The 8,261-nt window shown below is 37.8% G+C and carries 8 protein-coding genes and 2 pseudogenes; 2 read left to right on the forward strand and 8 right to left on the reverse strand.

What is annotated here, in order from left to right; translation table 11 throughout:
* Positions 1-111 precede the first annotated feature (111 nt).
* The 8 genes from HT691_RS05630 to HT691_RS05665 all read right to left on the reverse strand — a co-directional run bounded on the left by HT691_RS05630 (position 112) and on the right by HT691_RS05665 (position 7,001).
* On the reverse strand, positions 112-735 hold the full coding sequence (locus HT691_RS05630; RefSeq protein WP_023937019.1) for a hypothetical protein: 624 nt from the start codon (positions 733-735) through the stop codon (positions 112-114).
* 50 nt (positions 736-785) lie between these two features.
* Positions 786-1,772, reverse strand: a complete 987-nt coding sequence (gene jag / locus HT691_RS05635; protein WP_138701243.1) for an RNA-binding cell elongation regulator Jag/EloR — start codon at positions 1,770-1,772, stop codon at positions 786-788.
* Positions 1,773-1,789: 17 nt separating this feature from the next.
* Complete coding sequence (locus tag HT691_RS05640) at positions 1,790-2,614, reverse strand: membrane protein insertase YidC (RefSeq protein WP_000727904.1); 825 nt, start codon at positions 2,612-2,614, stop codon at positions 1,790-1,792.
* Positions 2,589-2,960 (reverse strand): ribonuclease P protein component, encoded by a 372-nt coding sequence (gene rnpA, locus HT691_RS05645; RefSeq protein WP_000739244.1) that lies wholly within the window; start codon positions 2,958-2,960, stop codon positions 2,589-2,591. Before rnpA ends, HT691_RS05640 begins: the two co-directional genes overlap by 26 nt.
* 326 nt (positions 2,961-3,286) lie before the next feature.
* Complete coding sequence (locus HT691_RS05650) at positions 3,287-3,832, reverse strand: hypothetical protein (protein ID WP_050223352.1); 546 nt, start codon at positions 3,830-3,832, stop codon at positions 3,287-3,289.
* Between the two features lie 5 nt (positions 3,833-3,837).
* Complete coding sequence (locus HT691_RS05655; protein WP_042900233.1) at positions 3,838-4,293, reverse strand: hypothetical protein; 456 nt, start codon at positions 4,291-4,293, stop codon at positions 3,838-3,840.
* A 514-nt stretch (positions 4,294-4,807) separates the two neighbouring features.
* Positions 4,808-5,998 (reverse strand): acetate kinase, encoded by a 1,191-nt coding sequence (locus HT691_RS05660; RefSeq protein ID WP_000167760.1) that lies wholly within the window; start codon positions 5,996-5,998, stop codon positions 4,808-4,810.
* A 49-nt stretch (positions 5,999-6,047) separates the two neighbouring features.
* Positions 6,048-7,001, reverse strand: coding sequence for a class I SAM-dependent methyltransferase (locus HT691_RS05665; RefSeq protein ID WP_138699995.1), 954 nt, complete (start codon positions 6,999-7,001; stop codon positions 6,048-6,050).
* A gap of 335 nt (positions 7,002-7,336) precedes the next feature.
* On the opposite strand from HT691_RS05665, the pseudogene HT691_RS05670 reads away from it, so the two are divergent.
* A pseudogene (locus HT691_RS05670) lies at positions 7,337-8,033 on the forward strand (transposase); the annotation flags it as partial.
* A 102-nt stretch (positions 8,034-8,135) separates the two neighbouring features.
* Positions 8,136-8,243 (forward strand): annotated as a pseudogene (locus HT691_RS05675) (IS5/IS1182 family transposase); the annotation flags it as partial.
* Between the last annotated feature and the right edge of the window lie 18 nt (positions 8,244-8,261).

Raw genomic sequence — 8,261 nt, forward strand, 5'->3', positions numbered from 1 at the left:
TGTTTTTGTAAGTTTATTATATAATGCGAAAGCGCAAACAAAAAGACCAAGAATTACACAGCGGACTGTTCACTCTTGGACTGTATGATTTATGATGTTTTACAAATTATCTTATTTTCTCGTAGCTAGATAATAGGGAAGAATTTTAGAATAAGACTTCAATAAGCCTTCTACGATTTCTTCTTCAGACGAATTTTCTGTCACAGGAACGTCTGCCTTCACTAAAACTTTACGGACTTCTTGGCTGCCTATCTTCTCGACTAAAGTGCGACGATTTTCTTCGTTCGCCTCCCACCGTTGACTTTGACCATCAGAGTAGGCTAGATAATAAATCCCTTTAACGGTTGGAATGTCTAAAACTTTGGCCTGCTTGCCCAGTGTTTGCTCATCCTTCTTACGCTCGATGAAACTGACTTCCAAAGAAATTCCAAAGTCAGTAGATGTCCCATACAAACGTAAGGCCATCATAGGTTCTGTCACTTGTCCGTCTCTCTGTAGATAAACCCAAAAATGTGGTCTCAAACGCTGGGCCTGATTCATCCACTGACTAGTCTGTTGGAGTTGCCATTCTGGATGGCTTGCTTGAAAGGCTTTGGCCAGTTCTGTAAAAGCCTTTCGTGCCTCTTGGCCTTTATAGCGCAATTCCAGCATCTTCTCTCGCTCTGCTCCCGCTTTATCAGGATTACGGTACTGCAAACCAGCAAAGTCTAAATAATCTCTTATCTTATTCAGCATCCGTTTCATCTCCTCTAGCTAGCAAAAAATCAGGATAAACCTGATTTTACTTATTCTGTATCTACAACGACATAGCGATTGGGCTCGTCACCCTCAGAGTAACTAGTCACGCCATCCATACGTGAAATAATACGGTGGATAATCTTGCGTTCGCTATTTGACATTGGATCTGTTTTATGACTGCGCCCTTCTTCCAAAACACGAGTCGCCAATTTTTGCGCATAGGTCTGCAAAACTTCTGCACGGTGTTCAACATAATCATTGACATTGATTGTAATATAGAAGGTTCTTGAATAGCTATTATAAAGATAATTTTGAGCCAACAGTTGCAAGGACTTCAAGACTTTACCATGGTAACCGATAATACGACCTGGTTCGTTGGTGTTAATTTGTAGATTGATGCTACGACGGTTATAGTCATTTGAAATCGTCGCCTCAACGTCCATATAATCAATAATTGTTTGAACATAAGTCGTTACTTCCGTAGCTACTTGTTCAATATCAAAGCTTGGTCCAACTTTCAAGCCCATCTCTGTCAGGTCTTGATTTTCAGTCTGGTCTTGCTCAGTTTCAAGGTCATCAGCGCCCTCATCTTCCCTCATCGCTTCCTCGATTTGAAGTTCATTTAAAATCTCAATGTAACCAGTTTCTTCTAAGATAGTGCTGGCATGTCTTTCATGTTTTAAGATTTCAGCCTTGACTTCATCAGAAATACCTTGGCCTTCTTCCTCAATCTTTTTAATTGCCTCTACAACATGACCCAAATCAACGGTCGCTTCACTAACTGTTTTAACAGGCTCATTCAAATCATTGATTTGTTTTGGAACTCCCTTTACAGCTTGTTGATTTGCTTTGACAACAGTCGTTTCACTAATCGCTTCAATATGCACTTGGGCTGGTTTTTTACCAAATAAACCAAGAAAGCCTTTTTTCTCCCTAGAAATGACTTTAATATGTGCCTTCTTCCTTGGAATATCTAATTCTTTCAATCCTTTTTGGATTGCTTCTTCAACAGTTGAACCTGTAAATACTACCATTACCAGATTCCTCCTTATTATTTCGTTTTCTGAGCCTTTTTCTTGGCTTTTCTTTTTCTATTTTCCAAATCTTTCTGTGCCTGTACTACAGCCTCGCGCTCTGCGATAATCTTGAATGGATTATTCAAGAAATAGGTTTGCAAGACTTGATAAGCATTAGACACTGTCCAGTATAGGGCGACTCCACCTGGCGCATAAACTGCAAAGATAAAAATCAAGACTGGAATCCCATACATCATCGCAGTCGTAGCGCCATTTCGCTCAGACAAAGCTTTGTTGGACAACCAAGTACTTAAAAAGGTAAATACTGCTGCTAAAATCGGAAGAACAAGGGTTGTATCCACACTACCAAGGTTAATCCATAAGAAATGACCTGTCTTTAAAAAGTCAACTCTTGATAGGGCTTGGAACAGGGCCAAAATAACCGGCATCTGAATCAAAATCGGCCAAAGAGAGTCTGACTGTCTGACACCCATTTCTTTAAATACTTTACGCATTTCCTGCTCTAGTTTGGTTCTGCTTTCCATATCTCGACCTGGATATTGTTCTCGAAGCGCCTTAATGCGTGGCTGAGCTTCCTGCATTTTCCTAGAAGCCACCATTTGCACCTGAAAGACTGGCAAGAGGACTGTACGAATCAAGACCGTAAAGAGAATAATCCCCACTCCGATACTAATATCAAACGATAAAAAGCGAATGATTTCCGCAAAGAAGTAAACCAATTTACTCCAAAAATCAGCCGATTCGGCTGTAATATCGCTAGTTACCCCATTAGTCGCACAGGCTGTCATAATCAATAGAGACAGTCCTAGCAAACTAGTCAACTTTAGTTTCTTTTTCACTCCCATTTCCTTCCTGGTAAATCTTTGATAATTTTAATACGTGGAGTAGATTTTTCTCCATCTCTGCGTATCCCAAGGTTTCAACCCCTTTTCGAGCAATGACAACAAAGTCGACATCTTCTACCAGACTCCCTTTTGCATTCTGGATAATATGTCGGATTCGTCTCTTGATTTGATTTCTAGTGACCGCATTCCCCAGCTTTTTGCTAACTGATAGACCTACTCGAAAATGGTTTTTCTGGTTTTCTAGTTGGTAGACGACAAATTTGCGATTGGCAAAACTTGTCCCCTCCTTGAAAATCGCCTTAAAATCTTTCTCTCTTTTTACACGAAAGTTTTTCTTCAAAACTCAACTCCATCTATTAAATTACTACTATTATACCATATTTTTCAAAAAAGCCAATCATAGCAAGGTTTTGGACAATTCTACCAATATTCTCTTGTTTATTTTTTAATCCTTTTCGTCGTGCTTTCATTCTCTTTCTTATTGTCACAATGTCTACCGTTCCCGTAACAGTCTATACTTAAAACTTAAAAAATTTGAAGTCATTTTCCCTGTAAACACTAAAAACGACAAAATGGTTAGAAAATTTATTTTCCAACCACTTTATCACATTCATTAAAGACAGAATTATCATTTTAACATTCTTAATTACAAGTATTTAAGCATAACTAACCCCAAATAGCACATTTTCCAGCAGAGATTCCTAATTGTGCAACGATTCCTGCAACGTTACTCTTCATGCCAAATTTAGCAAGTTCCATTGCTATATATGAGGCAGCTTTGCCCCACATTTTACCTTGAATATAACTGATAATGTCCCCTCTCATTAAATCAACAAGTTCCATACCTGGAATCATACCAATCAACTCATCACGCATACATGAAACAAAATCTCTATCTTGTAAAGAAGCTTGCAAGTTTTGAACCAAATTAGGCTCTGTATAAATACGTTCAATGCCCATTACAATATACGGTGCTAAAGTGCCATAGCGTTCTGTCAATAATTCTTTATTAACATAAAGAACGCCATTCTCATAACTCGTCGCTTCTGTAAACAAGAATTTCAAATCCTTCTCTACTTCGGCAACATCAATATACTCTACAGTTGTATTTGGAACCTTTGTTTCATTAGCGTATGCAATCCCTATAAAACTCGGTACCATAATAAGCAAAGTCGTAGCAATAACAATACATTTTGTAATTATCTTTTTCATGTCATTCACTCTTTCTGAAAGAAATCGTGTTGTGCTAAATAGTCATAATGTTGTTTGTTAAATTGATACTGTCCTAAATGTTGACTGATATTACCTACATCTACTGAAAAGATGTACTGTTCACTTTGATAGTGCCATTTAATTCTAACTGTGTTCAAGACGGTGTTATAACTAAAATCTTCAACTTGACTCCAGGACATTTCAATGACTTGATTAGGCCGATTTTCAGTTACATCACTAATGTCCATCAAGTAAATCCCCTTAGATGTGAATGACATAATCTTTGGCTTCACACTCGACTGAACATAGTAGGCTCCTCCTATAATGAAAAAATCAATAAAGGATTTCAGCCATGTCTTTTTCTTAAAAGCCATCAGAAAATTCCTTTGTCCCTCGATATGACAAGTTGAAAGAAATGATTCAATCTGTTTTTCTGTTGCAAATTCCATAATAGTACCCATGATGTTACCTCCATAACTATAAACCAAGAACGATACAACAGCTCTTATAACTTATTACTGTACTATTATAGCATAAATTGTAAGCGGATACAATCAAAAATTGACATAATATAAAATATTAATTGATGCTACCTGTCATTCTAAGCGAAAATTGGAAATAAGTTATCTTTTATCACTTTTATAGCAAATTTAAATTACAACAGCACAATACGACTTCTAATACATTTTTAGAAATGCATTGAAATCAGCTAATTAATTTATTCACATTTTATAGTATGTTGAAATAGAATATGAACAAATTGATTGAGAAATTCATCCTCATTTTTAACAATATTTCAGAAACCGATGTATCCTATTCTTGACTCAATGTACTATATCTCAATCCACTATAACGCTTCTTAAAATCATCCACCGCTATCTATGACTTCTACCTTTCAAAGCTAGTTAAGTTTAAAAAAGAAGCTGGAAAAATAACTTTCCCAACTCCTTGTATTGAATATTTTTTTAGTTTCACTTATTTTTTCAAGCGTTCAACATCACGGGCAATGACTAATTCTTCATCTGTTGGAATAACCAAGACACGGATCTTCGCTGCATCTGTTGAGATGTCTCCTGTCACACCAAAGATATTCTTTTCATCATCAACATCACAACCAAACCACGAAATTCCTGAGATTACATCATGACGGAAATTTTCTGCATTTTCACCAACACCTGCTGTGAAAACAATGGCATCTGCTCCATTTAGTACTGCAAGGTACTGACCGATATGTTTTTGAATACGGTCAACATACATTTCATAAGCCAAGCTAGCGTCGTGATTCCCTTCTGCTACAGCAGCTTCTATGTCACGCATATCGCTAGAATTAGCAGAAACTCCCAAAAGACCCGATTCACGATTAAGAACACTACTGATATCTTCTGGTGTATTAAAATCCTCTGTATATTGCATTAAATAAGGAATGATAGCTGGATCAATGTCCCCTGTACGCGTTCCCATCATAATACCACCCAGAGGAGTGAAGCCCATAGAAGTATCAACAGATTTGCCGGCTTGCACAGCTGTAATTGAGCCTCCGTTACCAATATGACAGGTAATCAACTTCAAGTCTTCTAATGGACGTCCCAAGAGTTTTGCAGCTTCTCCTGCTACAAACTGGTGACTTGTACCATGAGCACCGTATTTACGAACCTTGTTTTCTGTGTAATATTTTGTTGGTAGAGGGTAGCGATAAGCTTTCTCTGGCATACTTGCGTGGAAGGAAGTATCAAAAACAACTACACTGGTAATGTCTGGCAACAATTCCTTGAAGGCACGAACACCTGCTGCATTGGCTGGATTGTGGAGAGGAGCCAACAAACTCAACTCTTCAACTTTTTCTAAAACATCCCCCTCAACAACTGTTGATTCTTTGAAATATTCTCCACCCGCAACAACACGGTGTCCAACACCTGTAATCTCATCATAAGCCTTGATAATATCGAAACGAATCAAGTCATCCAATAAGATTTTAACAGCTTGTGTGTGATTTTCGATATCTAAAATTTGTTGTTCAGAACGGCCATCAAATTTTACAGTTGAAATTGAATCTTTCAAACCGATACGTTCAATCAAGCCTTTCGCCAATACTTTTTCTTCTGGCATTAAGTATAATTGCCATTTTAAACTTGAACTTCCTGCATTTATTGCGATTGTTTTTGTCATTATCAATTACCTCTTTTAAGCGTTTTCAACTATTATAACAAAATCTATTTTATATTTCAGTACCTTTGCTCCAATTTTGAAAATTTTCTTTGAATTTCATTAAAATGCTTGCATCTTGCAAGCTAGCAAGTGGATACACAAAAGGCTCTACTGCTATTTCATTTTTCTTCTGTAAGATAAAAATAGTCTTAGATTGGTTGACATTGGCAAAGAGATTTTCAGGCAGACTAATCATAGCAACCAGACTCGCCTCTTCTTTCAGCCACCCTTTTAACAAATCACTTTGAGGGCTGGTCAACAAATCACTCGGAGCTAGAAAAATAGCGTATCCGTCTAACTTGAGATACTTAAGCCCTTGTTCCATGAGCAAGTGATGGGCGTAAGTATATTCTTGGCTAGAAGCAACTTGATGACGCGACGCAACGGCATCATCAGGATAATAGCCGACCGGCAAGTCGCTGATGACCACATCGCTTTCTTTGAGCATTTGTGGACGAACGGCATCTCCTTGGACAAAGCCAGCCTGCAATCCGATCACGTCTGCCATGCTAGCTGCCAAATCAATCAGCAAATCATCCACTTCCATTCCCAAGTAATCCACCTTTTTATCAAGCGAGGTCAAGAAAGTAGCGCCCAGAATTCCCATGCCAGAACCCATTTCGAGGATAGTGATTTCTTCCTCTGTAAACAACTCTTCCACAATAAATACCAAAAGCAAGGCAATAGCATCTGGCGTAAACTGGTGATTAGCCTGCAGGGGCTCTGTCTGCCCAGCCTTCATCAAGAGAAACTGGTAGGTCTTGAGCCATTCTTCTTTGAGAAGCGCTAAGCGTTTAAGAGCCTGATTGTTCTCCTTGACCTGATTTAGCTCAGTCTCGCCATCCAGATAGATGCTATTTTGCTCCACTAAGGCGTCATAAAAGTTGGTCGCCAAATCATTTTGGATGACTTGGACATTCTCTAGTAAATAGGTATAAGCTTGTTCAATTTTTTCAAAATCCATATTCCTATCTTATCAAATTTCCCTTCTTTTTTCCATCCTTATAGAAAGTCCTATATGAAAGAGTATAAATGACAAGTTGGGCATCTAAATCTGATAACAAAAGTTTTTCTATAGACCCTTGGCAGGGATGTTTATTCCGACAAATGGTCATAGAAATATAGCCGCCCAACTTCCCTAGAGAAAAAACGAAGCATGAATTGACTTACTATTTTTACAGAGTTTTCCAAGTGTTATACTAAGTTTCCATTTATATCTTTTCCCATTTTCCCAACAAAATTTTAAAGAGTTTTTATTTATTAGACTTCCTGCGAAACAAAACATGGTATAGTAGTTCTATGAATTATGAAGCAAGTAAACAACTAACTGATGCACGATTCAAGCGTCTTGTTGGTGTTCAGCGCACCACTTTTGAAGAGATGTTAGCTGTATTGAAAACAGCTTATCAAGGTAAACACGCAAAAGGGGGACGAAAACCTAAACTAAGCCTAGAATACCTTCTTATGGCGACTTCAATATGTGCGAAAATATCGAACTTATGAACAAATTGCGGCTGATTTTGCTATTCACGAAAGCAACTTAACCCATCGGAGTCAATGGGTTGAAGTAACTCTTGTTCAAAGTGGTTTTACGATTTCAAGAACTCCTCTCAGTTCTGAGGACACGGTAATGATTGATGCGACGGAAGTAAAAATCCATCGCCTTAAAAAACAATTAGCGAATGATTCTGGTAAAAAGAAATGCCACGCTATGAAGGCTCAAGCGATTGTCACAAGTCAAGGGAGAATTGTTTCTTTGGAGATCACTGTGAACTATTGTCATGATATGAAGTTGTTCAAAATGAGTCGCAGAAATATCGGACAAGCTGGTAAAATCTTGGCTGACAGTGGTTATCAAGGAATCATGAAGATAGATCCTCAAGCACAAACTCCACGTAAATCCAGCAAACTCAAGCCGCTAACAGCTGAAGAGAAAGCCTGTAACCATGCGCTATCTAAGGAGAGAAGCAAGGTTGAGAATATTTTTGACAGAGTATAGTAGATTGAAACTAGAATAGTACACCTCTACTTCTAAAACATTGTTAGAAATCGATTTGACTGTCTTGATCGATTTGTCCTGTTCTTATTTCATTTCACTATAAAAACGTTTAAAATGTTTTCAACAACCTATCGAAATCATCGTAAACGCTTCGGCTTACGAATGAATTTGATTGCTGGCATTATCAATCATGAACTAGGATTCTAGTTTTGCAGGAAGTCTAAT

Origin of the sequence: Streptococcus sp. 477 (genome assembly GCF_013277295.1) — a bacterium.
GTDB lineage: Bacteria > Bacillota > Bacilli > Lactobacillales > Streptococcaceae > Streptococcus > Streptococcus pseudopneumoniae.